The organism is Chryseobacterium cucumeris (assembly GCF_001593385.1).
Classification (GTDB): Bacteria; Bacteroidota; Bacteroidia; order Flavobacteriales; family Weeksellaceae; genus Chryseobacterium; species Chryseobacterium cucumeris.
Genome location: NZ_LUVZ01000034.1, coordinates 216,738 through 233,954, shown reverse-complemented (window position 1 = coordinate 233,954; position 17,217 = coordinate 216,738). Strand labels below are relative to the sequence as shown.

General features: G+C 35.0%; 19 protein-coding genes. 10 read left to right on the top strand and 9 right to left on the bottom strand.

Annotated elements, in window-relative coordinates:
- Positions 1 to 115: 115 nt before the first annotated feature.
- Complete coding sequence (locus A1704_RS16240; RefSeq protein ID WP_062675131.1) at positions 116 to 562, top strand: GNAT family N-acetyltransferase; 447 nt, start codon at positions 116 to 118, stop codon at positions 560 to 562.
- A gap of 345 nt (positions 563 to 907) precedes the next feature.
- On the opposite strand, the gene A1704_RS16235 is transcribed toward A1704_RS16240, so the two are convergent.
- From A1704_RS16235 to A1704_RS16205, 7 genes are all read right to left on the bottom strand, one after another.
- The gene (locus A1704_RS16235) at positions 908 to 1,489 is read right to left on the bottom strand and encodes a hypothetical protein (protein WP_062675130.1); all 582 of its coding nucleotides are present in this window, start codon (positions 1,487 to 1,489) and stop codon (positions 908 to 910) included.
- Positions 1,490 to 1,763: 274 nt separating this feature from the next.
- On the bottom strand, positions 1,764 to 2,330 hold the full coding sequence (locus A1704_RS16230) for a glutathione peroxidase (RefSeq protein ID WP_034695630.1): 567 nt from the start codon (positions 2,328 to 2,330) through the stop codon (positions 1,764 to 1,766).
- A 33-nt stretch (positions 2,331 to 2,363) separates the two neighbouring features.
- Entirely contained in the window at positions 2,364 to 2,582 is a 219-nt protein-coding gene (locus A1704_RS16225) for a helix-turn-helix domain-containing protein (protein WP_238590639.1), read from the bottom strand.
- 149 nt (positions 2,583 to 2,731) lie between these two features.
- The gene (locus A1704_RS16220) at positions 2,732 to 3,463 is read right to left on the bottom strand and encodes a LytR/AlgR family response regulator transcription factor (protein WP_062675128.1); all 732 of its coding nucleotides are present in this window, start codon (positions 3,461 to 3,463) and stop codon (positions 2,732 to 2,734) included.
- Positions 3,438 to 4,490 carry a sensor histidine kinase gene (locus A1704_RS16215; protein ID WP_062675127.1) on the bottom strand — a complete coding sequence of 351 codons (1,053 nt, stop codon included), beginning with the start codon at positions 4,488 to 4,490 and terminating at the stop codon, positions 3,438 to 3,440. The genes A1704_RS16220 and A1704_RS16215 overlap by 26 nt, the downstream gene beginning before the upstream one ends.
- A 217-nt stretch (positions 4,491 to 4,707) precedes the next feature.
- Positions 4,708 to 5,181 carry a hypothetical protein gene (locus tag A1704_RS16210; protein WP_062675126.1) on the bottom strand — a complete coding sequence of 158 codons (474 nt, stop codon included), beginning with the start codon at positions 5,179 to 5,181 and terminating at the stop codon, positions 4,708 to 4,710.
- A gap of 3 nt (positions 5,182 to 5,184) precedes the next feature.
- On the bottom strand, positions 5,185 to 6,093 hold the full coding sequence (locus tag A1704_RS16205) for a heme-binding domain-containing protein (RefSeq protein ID WP_238590637.1): 909 nt from the start codon (positions 6,091 to 6,093) through the stop codon (positions 5,185 to 5,187).
- A 505-nt stretch (positions 6,094 to 6,598) separates the two neighbouring features.
- Here A1704_RS16205 and A1704_RS16200 point away from each other — a divergent pair.
- The 4 genes from A1704_RS16200 to A1704_RS16185 all read left to right on the top strand — a co-directional run bounded on the left by A1704_RS16200 (position 6,599) and on the right by A1704_RS16185 (position 10,535).
- Positions 6,599 to 6,964, top strand: a complete 366-nt coding sequence (locus A1704_RS16200) for a BlaI/MecI/CopY family transcriptional regulator (protein ID WP_034695620.1) — start codon at positions 6,599 to 6,601, stop codon at positions 6,962 to 6,964.
- A 5-nt stretch (positions 6,965 to 6,969) separates the two neighbouring features.
- Positions 6,970 to 8,853, top strand: a complete 1,884-nt coding sequence (locus tag A1704_RS16195) for a M56 family metallopeptidase (protein ID WP_062675124.1) — start codon at positions 6,970 to 6,972, stop codon at positions 8,851 to 8,853.
- A gap of 64 nt (positions 8,854 to 8,917) precedes the next feature.
- Positions 8,918 to 9,808, top strand: a complete 891-nt coding sequence (locus A1704_RS16190; RefSeq protein ID WP_062675123.1) for a GLPGLI family protein — start codon at positions 8,918 to 8,920, stop codon at positions 9,806 to 9,808.
- A gap of 163 nt (positions 9,809 to 9,971) precedes the next feature.
- Positions 9,972 to 10,535, top strand: coding sequence for a sugar O-acetyltransferase (locus A1704_RS16185; RefSeq protein WP_062675122.1), 564 nt, complete (start codon positions 9,972 to 9,974; stop codon positions 10,533 to 10,535).
- A 79-nt stretch (positions 10,536 to 10,614) separates the two neighbouring features.
- Here A1704_RS16185 and fsa read toward each other — a convergent pair whose 3' ends face one another.
- Positions 10,615 to 11,268, bottom strand: coding sequence for a fructose-6-phosphate aldolase (gene fsa, locus A1704_RS16180; RefSeq protein ID WP_002978975.1), 654 nt, complete (start codon positions 11,266 to 11,268; stop codon positions 10,615 to 10,617).
- Positions 11,269 to 11,554: 286 nt separating this feature from the next.
- On the opposite strand from fsa, the gene A1704_RS16175 reads away from it, so the two are divergent.
- A complete protein-coding gene (locus tag A1704_RS16175; RefSeq protein WP_062675121.1) occupies positions 11,555 to 12,043 on the top strand; it encodes a YdeI/OmpD-associated family protein in 489 nt (162 codons plus the stop codon).
- A gap of 235 nt (positions 12,044 to 12,278) precedes the next feature.
- Here the strand turns inward: A1704_RS16175 and A1704_RS16170 are convergent, their stop codons facing one another.
- Entirely contained in the window at positions 12,279 to 12,809 is a 531-nt protein-coding gene (locus A1704_RS16170) for a tetratricopeptide repeat protein (protein WP_238590631.1), read from the bottom strand.
- Between the two features lie 196 nt (positions 12,810 to 13,005).
- Here A1704_RS16170 and pepE point away from each other — a divergent pair, with 196 nt between their 5' ends.
- From pepE to A1704_RS16150, 4 genes are all read left to right on the top strand, one after another.
- Positions 13,006 to 13,698: a dipeptidase PepE gene (gene pepE / locus A1704_RS16165; protein WP_062675119.1), complete on the top strand. Its 693-nt coding sequence runs from the start codon at positions 13,006 to 13,008 to the stop codon at positions 13,696 to 13,698.
- On the top strand, positions 13,698 to 14,549 hold the full coding sequence (locus tag A1704_RS16160; RefSeq protein WP_062675118.1) for a hypothetical protein: 852 nt from the start codon (positions 13,698 to 13,700) through the stop codon (positions 14,547 to 14,549). Before pepE ends, A1704_RS16160 begins: the two co-directional genes overlap by 1 nt.
- Before the next feature lie 109 nt (positions 14,550 to 14,658).
- Positions 14,659 to 16,032, top strand: coding sequence for a D-alanyl-D-alanine carboxypeptidase/D-alanyl-D-alanine endopeptidase (gene dacB, locus A1704_RS16155; protein WP_062675117.1), 1,374 nt, complete (start codon positions 14,659 to 14,661; stop codon positions 16,030 to 16,032).
- A gap of 6 nt (positions 16,033 to 16,038) precedes the next feature.
- On the top strand, positions 16,039 to 17,214 hold the full coding sequence (locus tag A1704_RS16150) for a sensor histidine kinase (protein WP_062675116.1): 1,176 nt from the start codon (positions 16,039 to 16,041) through the stop codon (positions 17,212 to 17,214).
- Positions 17,215 to 17,217: the final 3 nt, after the last annotated feature.

Sequence of the window (17,217 nt, the reverse complement as noted above, 5' to 3'; positions counted from 1 at the left end):
ATTTAATAAAGATCAGGGTAAGTCTGTCTGGACTATGGTTTTAATATGATTCTGGATGATATCACTGGTCCTGTTTAAAGTTATTTTTGCCGTGTTAATAAAAATAGATATAACGATGAATTACATGATTAAAAAGGCAAGTCTTGAGGATCTTGATGAAACGGCTGAATTGTTCAATCTTTACCGTATTTTTTACAGACAGGAATCGGATCTTGAAAAAGGGAAGGCTTTTCTCAAAGAACGGTTTTTAAACAGTGAGTCTGATATTTTCCTTGCTGTAGCAGACGGAAAAGCCGTAGGATTCGTACAGCTTTACAAATTATTTCACTATACCAGATTGCAAAAACAATGGCTGTTAAGTGATCTTTTTGTTCATCCTGATTATAGAGGGAAGGGGCTTTCTGTGGCATTAACTGACCGCAGTAAACAATGGTGTGAAGAAACAGGAGCGTGTGGACTGATGCTTGAAACCGAAAAAACAAATGATATAGGAAACACGCTGTATCCACGCTGCGGGTTTGAATATGACGGACTGCATAATTACTACCACTGGTGGAAATAGAATAAAGTAAGTCAAACGTAATTGTAGAGTACCTTTTTTGAGGTGCTTTACTTCTATAATGAGAAGTAGTATTAGTTCTACAGTTTTGAACATTTAATTCTACAGGTATTTTCAGCCAGCAGAAGGCTATAGTCCTATTTTTGTAAAGCTCTTACAGATCATGGGTAGGACAGTTGATCTGTAGAGTGTATGCAAAAAAATCTCTGCCTAATTTTCTACTTTTTCCCCAAGGGTTTTATGATTAGTACCACAAAACTGCTTTTTCCGGCGGAGATTTTTTGCTTTTGAACAAAAAAGAGAACCACAATTGCGGTTCTCTTTTTTGTTTTTAATATGATTTAGATATTATTGTGCCAGTTGAGCGTAAGGAGTAAGCTTGTTGTCATCAGACATTGTCTGCCCTAAAAAGTCTCTTTTCTGATCCGCTTTCATTCTTCCCGCAGCATCGTTTGCATTGAAGTAAGCTTCACTTAGTTTTGTAGCAATATCAGCAGGTTTGAATTCAAATTTTGTATCTCCTTCAACACCCAGATATCCGTTCTTTCTTGTAAGGTTAGTAATATAATTATTATAATTGATCATCGTACCTCTCAACATATTGTTGTGGTATTCCATACATTTTTTAGCTTTTTTAGAAGAATTGTTCAGGATACAGTTTTTCATATTGTTTCTGTATAAAAACCATTCAGACTCTAAAATGCCATATTCTCTACCCAAAGCAATCTTTCCGTTATTCAAAATATTATTATCGCCTTCTTTTGTGGAGATCGTTTGAAGATGCTGAATAACCAATGGAACGGTAGCTTCGATTTTTGATTTTGTATCTTTTAATATACTAAGATCGGCAGCAGGAGAACCTTTCTTTTGTGCTGTCGTAACATTGAAAATAAGCAGTAATAGTACAATCAATAAATTATATCTTTTCATGAGAAATTTTTAAAGCACTAAAATAAATATAATTTCCCGGTTAAAACAAATACATTCTAATATTTATTTAATAAAATTTAACAATTCTATAATGTATATGAACCATTGTTGTAAAAATGACGTCTTCAAGTTCTTTATTGACATGATTTTTGCAATTTAAATTGTTAATACAACTCAATTCGTGCATCCGAATGGACATTTAGTGTGAAAAAATATTTTGTAGAAGGATAAAAAAACACTACTCATAATGATAGTAGTGTTTTGTAAAGATTATTTATTTGAAATAATGAGTGATTTTATCACTTTCAGGAACCACTTTAGAGTCGAAATGTTCCAGTAATTTTCCTTCCGGGCTGATCAGAAACTTGTTGAAATTCCAGCTTATGGTGGCGTCCATTACTCCATTTTGAGATTTGTGAGTAAGATAATCGAATACAGGAGTGATTTTTGAACCTTTCACATCCACTGAAGTGGTAAGTGGGAAAGTGACTCCATAGTTCTTTTCGCAGAAAGATTTGATATCAACATTGTCATGAAATTCCTGATCTGCAAAATTATCAGAAGGGAAACCTACCACAACCAGTTTATCACCATAATCCTTGTAGAGTTGCTCCAATCCTTTGTATTGAGGAGTGTATCCACACTTGGAGGCTGTGTTTACAATAAGAATGTATTTTCCTTTGTATTCAGAAAAATCAATTTTTCCGCCGTCGATAGATTCAATCTTAAAATCATAAATTGATTTTGCAGGTTTTGTACCTCTTGAATCATCCGATTTAATAAATGACGAAAGGCTTATAATCCCTATAAGCACCATTCCGATAAAAAGTATTTTTTTCATTTAGAAAAGATTTTAATATTAATGTATATGTTATTATTTATTTAATGGTAAAAGCATTTGATCTGCAGCCCATATTTTACCTTCTTCATCTTTAACGATTTTTCCTTCATTTTCAATTTTTTTCAGGACTTTGCTTACCACTTCCCGTGAAGTTCCCAGACTTTCTGCTATTTCTCTGTGTTTGAGTTTTAAGCCCTTCCAGAAAGTCCTCACCAAGAAAATCAAATTTACAGCGAATAAATTCGTCTGCAATAATATTTTTTTGATCCATTTTATTTATTCTTTATTTTGAGCGGTAGTTGAGCTCGTTTTTTTATTGCTGTGCAAAAACTATTTCTGATCGGGCAAAATATTAGCTTTCGAGATTAAATTATTTTATATACTGCTTTTAGTTAGTTGTTTTATCGCTCTTCCAGCCACTGAAGAAAACGGGAGGCTTTATCTTTGGTGACCAATGGCTTTTCCGGGGTGGTAATTTTCAGACTGACAAGAAGTTTTCGTGAAAAATAATGTTCCACTTCAACAATAGCTGTAAAGTTGATCAAATATTGTCTGTTAATCCTGAAGAACTGAGCTCCTGAAACCAGCTGCCCGATCTCATCCAATGACTGTGGAACTGAATATTCTTTCTGATCGAAAGTCACCAGTACAGTACTTCCAAACTGGCTGTAAAAGCAGGCAATTTTGTCAACAGGAATATTATTGTATTTATTATTGGAAAAGACCAGAAAATTGGTTTTTCCTCTTCCTGTTGTCAGATTATTGTTTTGAAAGAAGTTTTTAAGGTTATTGATCTTTTCAAAAGCGGACTGAATATCTTTTTTCTCAAAAGGTTTCAAGATATAATCCACTCCATTACTTTTAAAAGCTTCTATTGCATACTCGTCAAAGGCCGTACAGAAAATGACAGGCACTTTTATTCTGACCTGGCTGAATATCTCAAAACAGTTTCCGTCTGCCAGTTGAATATCCATAAATATGATGTCCGGAGTTTCAGTACCAGAAAGATATTTAACAGCCATAGCAACACTTTCAATATACTGTACAATGGTAGCTTCCGGTTGTACTGCAGCGATCATCCGTCCCAATGCCTTTGCGGTTTTTATCTCATCTTCTATTACTAAAACTTTCATCTACTATGGGTAATTTTACTGTGAAATTATGATCATTATGCAATATGGTAAGTTCTTTTTCAGCAAAATGCTTGTAACGTTCTCTGATATTTTCAATTCCTATTCCTGCGGATTCCTGGGGAATATTCTTGGGCTGGAAATTATTTTCAATAATAATATATTCGTTATCACTGTATAATTTTATGATTAACGGATTGGCCAGCGATACAATATTGTGTTTGATGCAATTTTCGCACAAAAGCTGCAGCGTAAACGGAGGAATGTATGAATTTAAGATCTCTTCCGGAATATCTATTTTAAACTCTATGCCATCTTCGAATCTCGATGTCAGAAGGAAAACATAGGCATCCAGAATTGTGAGTTCCTTTTTTAAGGGAATAAGATCCATTTTTCTGTTGTCTAAGGTAAAGCGATAGAAATCCGCAAGCCTTACCACAAAATCTCCGGAACTTTCATCTTTTATGTCAATCATAGACTTCAGTGTATTGAGACTGTTGAATAAAAAATGAGGGTTAATCTGCTGCTTCAGTAATTCATATTGGGCATTGAGATTATCCGTTCTGATTTGTTCAAGTTCAAATTTAATCTGCTGAGAATTATAAGTCTGATACAAAAGATACAGGAACATATAAATCGTCAGATTGATCAATACGCCCCGGAATTCGTACATCAATACCATGGTATTAAATCCATACTTGGGAAATATAATATGATGAAGGAGCACTATGGCTGCCATGACAACTACTCCGATGGATAAGCTGATCACCAGTTTTTTATTGAAAAATCTCGTAGATATATTCTGAATAGAAAATTTCGGCAGACTGTAGATATTAAAATACCATACAAACAGTGAGAATAAAAAGGAGATGGAAAAATCTATTGTCAGCTCTCCCAATGTAATATGCATACGCAGTATTTTGGGCACTGAAGCAAGAATCCCCATAAAAAGAGCACTGAAGAGAATGATTCTCGGATCAATCCTGAATACTTTTCTTCCGTTGGTATTTATATATTTTGCATAGATCATAAATAAAAATCAGGCAGTTAAGCAGTCACAAAGATACAAAAGCTAAATAACGGCACGGCAGCACGTCCGTTATTTAGCACTGAGATTTCTATAAAAACACAAAATAGCGCTGCAGAAAGACATCCCGTAACCAGGCTTGAACCGAATGTAAATTTTTCCATTTTTTTAATAGTTTTTAATGAATACTATTTTTTATATGTGATTTTAAAATCCTGTGTTAAGGCATGATTGAAGGTTTCATACTTAGAATTGTAGAAACTCTGTTTGTAACATCTGCGTTCACCTTCTTCAATTCTTTCCCTTTATATTTTTGATATAGAATTTCTGAGTTTTCTGAGAAAGGCAGTTTACTTTTGATAACTTCTACAGACAGAAGGTTATTGGGGACTTTAGCCCCATACCAATAAGGATCGTCCTTTTGCGACCAGGTAACCAATGCCAGTATTCTTTCTTTACTATTGACTTTTCCAGCATTCTCCTTCAAATCATCAATTGCTGAATCGGTGCCGTAAAGCGTCATCATAGTCTGTTTTTTATGATTGATCGAAGAGGTTACAACCCTTAAGTTCATGGCATTAAAATCAAAATTTTCAGGAAGGGACGCATTTTGATTCACAGGTTCATATTCTTTTTGGGAATTGCAGCTCACAACAAATACGCACATTATTAAATAAACAATCAGATTCTTCATAGCTTAATGGTTAAGAGGAGAGGTAAATACAAAATCATTGTCTTTCATAGGGCGGTGGCAGCTGATGCACTCGTTGGCGAAATCTGCTGTCTTTCCATAGGGTTCAAGTTTGGGAGATAAAAATCTTGCCCATCCCCATCCTTTTGTAGAAGCGAATTTTTTGGAATCCTTAATCATATATTCCACTTGTTTAAAGGCTCCGGTAGTGACATTCCCATCACTATCTATTATCTGGTCCCATGCTACTTTTGCAATTATGGTTCCATCCGGCCACGGATTTGTTTTATGTTCTTTTGCCGCTTTTACAGCAATATCATTTCCGAATATGATACGCATGGTTCCATTATCAAACCTTTCTGTAGAACTTATCGGTTTCCAGTTTTTATAATCAGGAATATAGCTGATCCCATTCGGTGCAGTAGGGAATGATACTTTGGATGCCTGAGTATGGACGACTTGCTGAAGCTGTTTGTTATAAGCCGAAACCTTTGCAGTATCTGGTTTTTGTTTTGGAGCAAGAGAAGTCACATAGTTTTTCAGGATGCGGATATCATTTTCAGAAAGTTTTGCTTCGGGATGAAGAAATTCGTAGCTTTTTAGAGGCATTGCTTTCAGATTAATCTGGTTAAAAGCTTCCCAAAGTTTTGCATTTTGTGCAGGAGGAGCAAGTTTATCCCATTCAGAAAAATTGAGTCCTTCTTTTCCTTTTTTTATATGATCTGCCACCAGCCAATAAGCAGGTGCAATCTGATCAAACCACTTCAAATTTGTCTGATTAGAATGACAATCGAAACACGAACGCTGCAGGATCGCTCTTACTTCAGTAGGCACATGAATCTCTCCTGTTATGGGCTTTTGTACAATTTCAGGTCTGTAAAACTGAATCCCAATAAAGACAAACAGTACTATCACCAGGATGTTTTTTGTTTTTAATTTTTTCAAAAAACTATTCATATCTCTTTGTTTTTATTCAAAGTTCAGGACTTTTTGAGATATGTTTTTCTTAAAATCTGATCAATCGGACAAATTTTACTTTGAATCTGACATTTGTGATTATGAATTTTTTTTAACCTTATTTTTTGATCTGTACTTATCCTTGTTAAGGTTTTAAATCTTAACAAGGATTGCTACTAAAAGAGTTGAAAATCTTTGAGCAATTGGACCTGTTTAGTGTAAAAAAGCAATACAATTGAATGATTTTCTGTAAAATAAACAGCAAGTATTTCCATCCATTCAAAATTTAATAAATTTTAACTATTTTTATTGCGTTGATTTTCAGTCGGTTAGTTTTTAAAATGTTTTATCACTAAAAAAATAGTTGTTTGATTCATTTTTATTTCTACATTTGTATAACTAATTTATTAGTGATATAGAATGAGATGATTGTATATCACTTTAATTGATAAATGAACGGAATATGAAAATTCAGACTCTAACAAAAGCAGAAGAACAGGTAATGCAGTATTTATGGAAATTAGAAAAAGGCTTCCTGAAGGATGTGCTTGATCTTTTTCCGGAGCCAAAACCACACACAAATACTGTTTCCACCATTTTAAAAGTATTGAAGGATAAAGAATTTGTAGACTATCATGTATACGGAAGGCAGCATGAATACTTTCCGCTGGTTTCAAAAGAACAGTATTCCGGGAAAACCATGAAGAGCCTTGTGAAAAACTACTTTAAAGGTTCTTACAAAAGTGCCGTTTCATTTTTAGTTGAAAAAAATGAAATGACAGTAGAAGATCTTGAGATGTTATTAGATGAACTCAAAAAGAAAGACTAAGACCTATGGAAGCAATACTTTTATACTTTGGGAAAACTATTTTATGTTCAGGTGTAACATTTTTGTACTATCAGTTGTCATTAAAAGACAAGACATTCCATCATTATAACAGATTTTATCTCTTGGGTGCCATTGTGATATCACTTTTGTTGCCACTCATCAGAATAGATGATTTTACGATAGAAGTAAATAGTGATATGTATATGCTTCTTGACAAGATTCAGAATTTTAACACAGAAAAAAACATAGACAATGGTAACCTTTATTTTAACATTATTTTTTCAGCTCTGGGACTGGTTTCTCTCTATTTTTTAGGGAAGCTGTTGTTTGGGATTTTCAAAATCCAGCAGTTTAAAAACCAATTTCAGAAAGAAAGTTTTGACGGGATCAATTTTTACCGTACAGACCTTACCGAAGCTCCATTTTCTTATTTTAAAAACCTGTTCTGGAAGAATACAATCACATTGAATTCTGATATCGGAAAACAGATTTTAAAACATGAAATGGTACATATTGAGCAGAAACATTCTTTTGATAAGATCTTTATCGAGATTATAACCTCTGTTTTCTGGTTCAATCCGTTCTTTCATCTTATTAAAAGAGAAATTAATCTAATCCATGAATATCTGGCTGATAAAAAAGCCGTAAAACAATCGGACACCAAAGCATTTGCGCAGATGCTTTTAGCAAGCCACTTTTCCGGAACACAGTTGCCTGTTACCAGTCCGTTTCTAAGTTCAAACCTTAAAAAAAGACTTAAGATGTTACAAAAACCAAAAACCAAGTTCGGATATGCGCGAAGAATTTTTGCCTTGCCGGTTGTATTCTCTATCGCTTTTGCTTATCTGGTAAATGCTAAAAACAGAGAAATTGAAGAAACAAACCTTTCCATTAAACAAGTCGTTTCAGAAATCAAGAAAGATACGATAAGACCTGAAAAATCAGGTCAGGAAAAAATTGCAGAACTAAAAACCGTATCGCCTGAAGACCATACAAAAATTTCAGGACTTGAAAAGAAAATAAAAGAAAAAGAGAAAGAGCTGGAAGGTTTGGATCCCGAAAGTGATCTCTTCAGCGATAAAATAGAAGAAATAAGCAATCTTGCTTCAGAGATAGGAGAAATTGCTTCAAAAGTTGAAGTGGATAAGTATTTCAATTCTGCTGAATGGAAGAATCAGATGAAGGAGCTCGAGAATATGGAACCTCTCAGTAAAAAAGAGCTTCGAAAAATAGAAAGAGCAGCAAAAAAAGCGGAAAAAGCAGCTGCGAAAATAGGAGAATTGCCCATTCCTCCAGCCCCACCTAAAGCGCCAAAAGAACCCAAAATAACCTATTTTAAAACAAACAGAATTGTTAACTATAAGGATCTGAGCGCTCAGGAAAAAGAAGAGGTACGCAAAGCAATGGCCGAAGCTAAAAAAGCAATGAAAGAAGCCACTAGGGCCAGAATAGAAGGAGAAAAAGCACGGGTAGAAGGTGATAGAGCACGTGCTGAAGGTGATAGAATCAGAGTACAGAGTGAAAGAATCAGAATTGATGCGGACAGAATAAGAAAAGAAGCTGAAAAAGCACGCGTGGAAGCAGAAAAAACAGCACAAAATTTCAGAGGAGGTAATTTTACGATGGTAAGTTCTTCTCCTAATGTGATGGTAATGCATGCTGACTTTATTAAAAAAGACGGGAATGGCAATATTTCAATGAATGGAGTTAAAAAATTCAATATAAGCCCCGGTGACGATTCCAGATACAAATACTATATAGACGGAAGAGAGAGTTCGAAAGAAGATATTAATACTTTGAAACCTGACAATATCGCAAGTATGCGAGTTATTAAAGGAAGTCTTGTAAAAGGGACCGAAGGGGAAATAAGAATTGAAACAAAGAAATAAAGTTCCATCAGGCTTTGTCAGTTCCAGATTGGCAAAGCCTTTTTAATACAATTTAGCATAGATTATGGGAAAAAAATATTTGATTTTACTAGCATTTTTAGGGGTTTTTGCCAATGCACAAGTCAACAGATTCTTTTATGACTATAAATACATCGCTGATTCTACCAATAAAGCAGATGTGAAAAGTGATATAATGTTTCTGGACATTGATAAAAACGGATCTAAATATTACAGTCGCGAAAAGTTTGTTGCAGATTCAACAACAAAAGCAGATATTGCAAAGCAGATGAAAGGAGGATTTGGGAGCAGCATTAATATCAAAAAAAATATAAAACCCGGTACAATTTCCTCAACGGTTACAAAAAAGTATCCGGATTACAGTGTTTCATTCTCAGAAAACATTGGGAATACCAGCTATAAAATGCCGGAAGATCAAAAGCCTGAATGGAAAATACTTCCTGAAAAGCAGAAAATCGGAGAGTATAATACCCAAAAAGCAACTACCAATTATGGAGGAAGAAGTTGGGTAGCATGGTTTTCTACAGATATTCCTTTTCAGGATGGTCCTTATAAATTCTATGGATTGCCGGGACTTATTGTTAAAATTGAGGACATTACAGGCTCACATATAATAACCCTGATCGGTAATAAGAAAACGGAAGCTGCTTCGCAGGAAGATATTCAAATACCTGGTCTCATTACAATAGGTTTGGGAGGGAAAGAAATAGAGATCAGCAAAAAGCAGTTTAAAAAAGCCTGGAAAGATTATCTTGCTGATCCTACAAAAGATATGAAGCAAACCATGAGCACGCTTCCGGCAGGAGCTGTAGTGCAAATGAAGAATCAGGATGGTAAAAGCATTGATATGAATGAAATGTACAGGAATATTGAAAAAAGAGCAAAAGAAGACCAATTAAAAAATAACAATAAAATAGAACCGGATTTGTTCAAGTAAAATTATATATTTTCTAATATCTGCAGGATGGCATTTTTGTCATCCTGTTTTTTATTTTAACAAAAGACATTGAAGAAAAAAATGATAAATATCAATTCATCATGTTATGATATATTTAGTATCTTCAATGAACAATAAGTAATAGCAACCAAAGTTATATCTCATGACAGAAAAGGAAAAATGTGCAGCAGGGCTTTTATACAATGCCAATTATGATAAAGAACTGATTCAGGAACGTATTGCCTGCAAAGATCTGTGCCAGGAATACAACGGTCTGAAAAACTCCGATACAGAAAACAGATACAGACTTCTTAAGCAAATTATTGGCAGTATAAAAGAGAATATCTGTATAGAACCCAATTTCTGGTGTGACTACGGATATAACATAAAAGCAGGGGAGAACTTCTATGCCAATCATAACCTCGTTATTCTGGATTGTGCTAAAGTAGAGTTTGGTGATAACGTTTTTATCGGACCCAACTGCAGTTTTTATACTGCAGGCCATCCGCTTGATGTGCAGCAAAGGAATGAAGGTCTGGAATATGCACATCCGATCACAGTTGGTGATAATGTGTGGTTGGGAGGAAATGTGGTTGTACTTCCAGGTGTTTCTATCGGAAATAACTCGGTGATTGGAGCTGGAAGCGTGATAACGAAAGATATTCCCGAGAATGTAGTGGCCGTGGGGAATCCGTGTAAGATTGTGAAAAATATCCTGAAAGAATAATATACAGACCACCATAAAAATAATATCCCGAAACGCTACATTGTTCCGGGATATTTTATATCTAAATAAGGATCAGTGATTATGCTAATTTCTGAGAATCTGCAACAAACTGAGCCAATCCGCTGTCTGTTAATGGGTGCTTCAATAAGCTCAAGATCGGAGGAAGTGGAGATGTGATAACATCAGCTCCGATTTTAGCACAGTCGATGATATGCATTGAGTGACGGATAGAAGCTGCCAGGATTTCAGTTTCGTACATATAGTTATCGAAAATCAATCTGATTTCCTGAATAAGGTTCAAGCCGTCTGTAGAAATATCATCTAATCTTCCTAAGAAAGGAGAAACATAAGTTGCTCCCGCTTTAGCCGCCAAAAGAGCCTGCCCCGGAGAGAAGATCAATGTACAGTTTGTTTTGATTCCTTTATCGGAAAAATATTTTAAAGCTTTGATTCCGTCTTTGATCATCGGAATTTTTACAACGATATTCGGGTGAATAGCAGCCAATTCGTCTCCTTCCTTAATCATTTCTTCATACGTTGTAGAAAGAACTTCCGCAGAAATATCTCCGTCTACAAGTTCGCAGATCGTTTTATAATGGTTTTTGATCGCTTCAGCTCCCTGAATTCCTTCTTTTGCCATTAATGAAGGATTGGTTGTTACACCATCTAAAATTCCAAGGTCTCTTGCTTCCTTGATTTGCTCTAAATTAGCTGTGTCAATAAAAAATTTCATTTTGATAAATAGATTTATTGATACAAATATAGGGAATTAATTGGGTTCTGAGGTATGAATTTTAAGTTACGGAGTGACTGGGTTAGAGGTTTTGGGGTTGGGAGAGTAAGTGAGTTTGAGGGTAACTGTTTTATAAAATAATAAAAAAGAAATTTTATACCTATTCCTTAAACTATTATTTTTGCTTCTAGCTTCTAGCTTCTAGCTTCTAGCTTCTAGCTTCTAGCTTCTAGCTTCTAGCTTCTAGCTTCTAGCTTCTAGCCTAACTGATTTAAATTTATCATCCATGAAAAACAAAAGCTTCACTGCCACATTGGAAATCATAGGAATTAATCCCTTTGTATTTGTTCCGGAAGAGATTCTTGAAGAAATTTTTAATGAATCAGGGAGAAATAAAAGTCCTATTGCTGTAAAAGGGACTGTGAATGGGAAAGAATTTAAGCAAAATCTGATGAAATATCTGGGAGAATGGAGGCTGTATGTGAACCTGATAATGCTGAAAAACTCTCCGAAAAGAATAGGAGAAGTTATTGAAGTTGTTCTGGAATACGATGATTCTGACAGAAGTATTTCTATTCATCCCCAATTAGAAAAGGCGATTAAAGAAAGTGCAGTGGCAACAGCAAATTTTGAGAACCTGATTCCTTCAAGAAGACATGAGCTGATCCGGTATATCAATAATTTAAAAACCGAAGCCAGTATTCAGAGAAATATTGATAAAATTATCAGACATCTGCATGGCGAAACAGATTTTTTCGGAAAGATGATTGAGTAGGATCATAGCCAGACAAAATTTCAAATATATATGTTAATAAGCCACAATGTTGCTGATGAAGCTTTATGATCATACGCTTAGAAAGAATAAATGAAATTGATTTCATCCTTGGCTTCCTCAAAAATTTAACAATAGTTACTTAATGTTTGCGTTAAATCCAGGCCATGATTTTTGATATTTAAACATATTTACATAAACAAAAATGCCGGAAAAACTTTCCGGCATTTTATTTTTACTAAGAATTTAATGTTTTGCTAAGCTTTACAGCATCTTCGTTGGTTGGGTCATACTGTATAGATTTTGCAATGTGTTCTTTTGCTTTATTAGGATCAGTCTTCTGTTCTGTAAAGGCAAGATAGAAATAAGCGTATGCCAGATTCTTCTTATTTTGCTCTACTTCTTCAGGTTTTACTGTTGCAATATATTTTTCATAAGCAATTTTTGCATTGGCATCATCTTTTGCAGACTGATAGGCGTAGGCCTGGCTGTAATAAGATGGAGCCCAGTCCGGTAATAAAACAGATATTTTCTTCCAGGTATCAATGGCATTAGGCCAGTCTGAAGCATCCTGATAAGCTGCTGCTAATTTTGCTAAAGATTCTGTGTCCTTTGGATTGGCCTCGATCTGTTTTTTAAGACTTTCAATAGTTGGATTCGCTGTTTGACTCGTTGTTGCCGAAGTTTCCGGCTGAGTCGTTTGTGCATTTACAAGACTTACACTTCCTGCTAGTATTAAACCTAAAAATAGGCTATTAATTTTACTCATTTTCATAATCTTATATTTTAAATTCATAATCTAAAATTCAATAATAATTCCACAAAACCTAAAATTTTAGAGGCTTTAAGTTTTTTTAGAAAATATTAACGGGATTGATGTTTTTTTTAGTTTAATTTTTGATTCGTTCATCTTTGAAGCTATCTTTGTAATTCATTTTTTTTATTAATACCTATAATTTCGCCATATGAACATTATATTAGCTTCAACATCCACCCTTTTTGGTGGAGAATATCTGGAATACTTAAGAGAAGAATTAATCCAATTATACAAGGGAATTGACGAAATTGTGTTTATCCCTTTCGCAAGACCAGGCGGGATTTCCCACGATGACTATACGGCTAAAGCACGTTCTTTCTTTGAAACCATCAACATAAAAGTAAAAGGGCTTCATGAATTTGAAGATAAAAAAGAAGCCATTCATCAGGCAAAAGGGTTCTTTACAGGAGGCGGAAATACTTTTTTATTGGTTAAAACTTTACATGAAGAAGGGCTGATGTCTGTCCTGAAAGAAAATGTATCTGAAGGAAAAGCTTATCTTGGATGCAGTGCAGGAAGTAATATCGGAGGTCAGAATATGAAAACGACGAATGATATGCCGATTGTATATCCGCCAAGTTTCGACTGTATGGGATTGGTTCCTTTCAATATCAATCCACACTATCTTGATCCCAATCCGGATTTGAAACATAATGGAGAAACCAGAGAAACCCGTATTCAGGAATTTCTTACTCAAAATGATATCAAAGTGGTAGGGCTTAGAGAAGGAAATTGGATCCGACGAACAAATGATTCCATTACTGTAGAAGGAAATGAACTGACAAGAATTTTTGAAAAAGGGAAAGAGCCTTACGAAATAGAATCAGGAAGCAGTCTTTAATGAATAAAGAAGAAATCAACCATTTCATAGAACATAATCTCATTAATTTTTCAGTGAACAGCACCGGATGGAATGATCTGATCCGGAACTTGCTGTATGAATTCGCTGTAGCAGGATGGAATATGGATCATCATGTCTTTGGAAAAGAAAAGTTTGGTGAATTGAGATGTTATACCTATTCTGAAGATGAAATACTCAATACCAAACTTAAAAAGATTAAAAGTAAATATTCAGAACTTTCTGTCAGGACGTGTGAGATCTGTGGAGAAGAAGGCAAGATGAGAACAATCGGGTCATGGCAGACCACATTATGCCTGAATCACTTTCTGGAACAGCAGCCCGTTATTGAAATTGATGACAAACAGAATATCAAAAGAAACAATGAGACAGTTCTGAATATTAAAAATATTGTTAAAGCTGAGATAGAATATGATCTTCAGAGATTATGGCTTTTTATAAATAAAACGGAGTCGGTGTATTTTTCATGGCAGGAGCCTAATTATTATCTGCTTTTAAGAACAATTCCTTTATCATTGTTTCCGAAAGACAGACAGCAGGAAATTTCAACATTGTTTCAACACTTGAATGATTGTGAAATATGCGGTTATAAAGCTATTTACCAAAGAAATTGTCTACGCTGTCATCATGAACCGTGGAATGACTCCGGATATTTTATTCAGGATTACGGAGAACAATCAAATTATATCAAAGAATGCCAGATGGATATTTTCATAGATGAAGATGATTATGAGAAATATTTCAAACATGATTGTTCATTTGAAAAATCTCCTGACCACCAGATTCTTTTCACTTCCGATGACCTTATTGAGTATGAAAAGCTTTTATTTTAACTATATTTGATTAGAATTAAATAGAGCAAAAGGTTCAGCTGCCGGCCAGCATCAATAGTTTTGCGAACTGTATCTGATACCTGCTTGCTTAGATCCAAACAACAATGCAATGAAAAAAACACTTGCTGTTCTTGTGCTTTCTGTACAGATAGTTGCTGCACAGAATATAGCCCAAAAATTAGATAAAGTAACAAAGGATCTTATGGATTCTTCGGGAGCAGTATCTTCCGCTTTATCTTTTTATGTTTCCGATGAAAATGGTAATTTTATATATGAATATCAAGGAAATAAGGGGCTTTCTACTGCTTCTACACAAAAGATTTTTACGGCAGGAGCAGCACTTGAAACATTAGGGAAAAACTATACCTTCACCACCACTTCAAGCTATTCCGGAAATATCTCCGGAGGAACGCTGAACGGAAATCTTTTTATCAGCTCCAACGGTGATCCTACATTAGGAAGCTGGAGGTATGATGGGTATAAACCTGAAAATTTTAAAAGGAAACTCATTGATGCCATTAAAAATTCAGGAATAACAAAAATATCAGGAGACCTTATTATTGACGATTCTTATTTTGACCATCAGACGATTCCGGGAGGCTGGCCGTGGGACGACCTTGGGAATTACTACGGAGCAGGAGTTTGGGGAATCAACTGGAAAGAAAACCAGTTTGACATCAATATCAACGGAACTGATTTTAAAAACTTTTCTTATCCTTTAGAAGGCGTCAAGTGGCTTAATGATCTTAAGGCAGGAGGGAACTCAGATCAAAGCCTGATCTTTACTGCTCCTCATTCTGATGTGGCATTGATTAACGGTATGCTTCCTGCTGGAAAAACCGTTACTGTTTCCGGTTCTACTCCTAATCCACCACTCCAATTAGCAACAGAAGTAAAACAATGGCTGAAAGAATCAGGAATTGAAATTTCAGGAAAAGCAATCACGAATTCTCAACTTGAAATAGAGGGAAAGCAGGCTTTAACAGCTCCTAAAAATAATATTCTCCTCACTTATCAGTCTCCGACTTTAGATAAAATTGTCTATTGGTTTTTAAGAAAAAGTGTCAATCTGTACGGAGAAACGTTAATTAAAACTTTAGGCAAAGAGAAAAAAGGTAATTCAAGTTTCAAAAGCGGAGTTTCTTATCTGAAAGAATTCTGGAAATCTAAAGGAATTAATCCTAATATGATCAATTTTGCTGACGGAAGCGGGCTTTCTCCACAGAATTATGTAGCGGCAAAAGCAGAAGTTCAGGCCCTTTTATATGCTAAAAAACAATCATGGTTTGAGGCTTATTACGACGGATTCCCGGTTCAGGATAATGGAATGAAGATGAAAAGCGGGACTATGAGAGATACCAAATCTTTCGCAGGATATCACACCGCAAAAGATGGGAAAAAATATGTATTTTCGATTATCATCAACAATTATCAGGGAAGTGGAAATACAGAGCTGCAGAAAATCCTGAATGTTTTAAAATAAAATAATTTGAGAAAATCCATACTCACCAGACTCAATAACTGGATCATTTTTGTTGTGATGACTACTTTGGTGATTGCTATTGTAGTAGCATCAACATCGCTTATTAATTTTCTCAGAAAAGAGGAGATCAAAAGGATCAGTCTTCTTTCTAAAGCAATTAGAATACAGCAGGAGGTAAAGACTCCGGATACCGATGTGTTGGATCTGCTGCCGGATATTCTGAATATTAACAATACCATTCCATTCATCGTAACAGATAAATATAAAAACCCGATTCTTGACCTCGGATACTACAGAAATATTCCTGAAAGTACGATTAAGGATCCTGAGAAATTGCAGGATCTGATCCGGAATATGGAGAAAAATTATGACCCTATTGAGATCAAAGTGCCGGATGGAAATAATCAGTTTGTCTATTATGACAACTCACGTCTGCTTAATAATCTTCGGTATTCGCCCTATATTTTAGGACTGTTTATTTTACTGTATTTTGGTTTTTCTTTCTGGTTTTTCAGAACAATAAAGAAAACAGATGAAGGCTATCTTTGGGCAGGTTTGGCTAAAGAAACAGCACATCAGATTGGAACACCTTTGTCTTCTATGATTGGCTGGATAGAAATAATGAAGCTGGATAATCCGGATTCAGACGGCGTACATGAAATTGAAAAAGATATTGAAAGACTGAGAACAATTTCAGAGAGATTCTCAAAAATTGGTTCTATTCCTGAGCTGAACGACAGAAATTTTAATGAAACCATTCAGGAGAATTATGACTATTTGAAAACAAGAATTTCAAGGAAAATCAATTTTACACTTAATCTTCCAACATATACTGTTCTGGTTCCTCATAACAAAATTCTGATGAGCTGGGTGATTGAAAATCTGGTGAAAAATGCAGTGGATGCGATGAAAGGTGAGGGTTCCATTACTATGTCGGTCTTTGAAAGAAATAAAAATATTTTAGTTGAAGTAAAAGATAATGGAAGCGGAATGACCAAACAGCAGGCCCGAAATGCTTTTAATCCGGGATATTCTACCAAGAAAAGAGGCTGGGGATTAGGGTTGTCACTGGCAAGAAGGGTTATTCATGAATATCATAATGGAGATATCAGGATTTCTCAGACTGAAGTAGGAAAGGGGAGTACTTTCAGGATAACAATCAGAAAAGAGGAAAACCTTTAATTG

Coding starts and splice junctions, on each gene's coding strand:
- A1704_RS16240 (WP_062675131.1), top strand. CDS start 116: ATGAATTACATGATTAAAAAGGCAAGTCTTGAGGATCTTGATGAAACG.
- A1704_RS16235 (WP_062675130.1), bottom strand. CDS start 1,489: ATGAAAAGATATAATTTATTGATTGTACTATTACTGCTTATTTTCAAT.
- A1704_RS16230 (WP_034695630.1), bottom strand. CDS start 2,330: ATGAAAAAAATACTTTTTATCGGAATGGTGCTTATAGGGATTATAAGC.
- A1704_RS16220 (WP_062675128.1), bottom strand. CDS start 3,463: ATGAAAGTTTTAGTAATAGAAGATGAGATAAAAACCGCAAAGGCATTG.
- A1704_RS16215 (WP_062675127.1), bottom strand. CDS start 4,490: ATGATCTATGCAAAATATATAAATACCAACGGAAGAAAAGTATTCAGG.
- A1704_RS16210 (WP_062675126.1), bottom strand. CDS start 5,181: ATGAAGAATCTGATTGTTTATTTAATAATGTGCGTATTTGTTGTGAGC.
- A1704_RS16200 (WP_034695620.1), top strand. CDS start 6,599: ATGAAAATTCAGACTCTAACAAAAGCAGAAGAACAGGTAATGCAGTAT.
- A1704_RS16195 (WP_062675124.1), top strand. CDS start 6,970: ATGGAAGCAATACTTTTATACTTTGGGAAAACTATTTTATGTTCAGGT.
- A1704_RS16190 (WP_062675123.1), top strand. CDS start 8,918: ATGGGAAAAAAATATTTGATTTTACTAGCATTTTTAGGGGTTTTTGCC.
- A1704_RS16185 (WP_062675122.1), top strand. CDS start 9,972: ATGACAGAAAAGGAAAAATGTGCAGCAGGGCTTTTATACAATGCCAAT.
- fsa (WP_002978975.1), bottom strand. CDS start 11,268: ATGAAATTTTTTATTGACACAGCTAATTTAGAGCAAATCAAGGAAGCA.
- A1704_RS16175 (WP_062675121.1), top strand. CDS start 11,555: ATGAAAAACAAAAGCTTCACTGCCACATTGGAAATCATAGGAATTAAT.
- A1704_RS16170 (WP_238590631.1), bottom strand. CDS start 12,809: ATGAGTAAAATTAATAGCCTATTTTTAGGTTTAATACTAGCAGGAAGT.
- pepE (WP_062675119.1), top strand. CDS start 13,006: ATGAACATTATATTAGCTTCAACATCCACCCTTTTTGGTGGAGAATAT.
- A1704_RS16160 (WP_062675118.1), top strand. CDS start 13,698: ATGAATAAAGAAGAAATCAACCATTTCATAGAACATAATCTCATTAAT.
- dacB (WP_062675117.1), top strand. CDS start 14,659: ATGAAAAAAACACTTGCTGTTCTTGTGCTTTCTGTACAGATAGTTGCT.